The organism is Pseudoalteromonas sp. SIMBA_162, from assembly GCF_046535955.1.
In the GTDB taxonomy this organism is placed as follows: domain Bacteria; phylum Pseudomonadota; class Gammaproteobacteria; order Enterobacterales; family Alteromonadaceae; genus Pseudoalteromonas; species Pseudoalteromonas marina.
Genome location: NZ_JAWJBQ010000583.1, coordinates 1 through 263, shown reverse-complemented (window position 1 = coordinate 263; position 263 = coordinate 1). Strand labels below are relative to the sequence as shown.

At 64.6% G+C, this 263-nt stretch carries 1 protein-coding gene; it reads left to right on the top strand.

From position 1 onward, the window contains the following. A partial coding sequence (locus R0J88_RS21015; RefSeq protein ID WP_410901029.1) for a molybdenum cofactor biosynthesis protein MoaE occupies positions 1-263 on the top strand: 263 nt, incomplete at both ends.

Below are 263 nucleotides of genomic sequence, written 5' to 3'. Positions count from 1 at the left end.
CGGAGCGTAGCCTCGAGCGCTTGATCACAGAGGCGCGCGAGCGCTTCCCGCTCACCGGGGTGCGCATCATTCACCGTGTCGGACGGCTCGAGCCCGGCGACAATATCGTACTGGTGCTGGTCGCCAGTGCGCATCGTCAGGCGGCCTTTGCCGGCTGTGACTTCCTGATGGACCACCTCAAGTCGCGGGCGCCTTTCTGGAAAAAGGAGCACACCGCCACGGGAGATTATTGGGTGCGGGAACGCTCGAGCGATCGCGAGGCA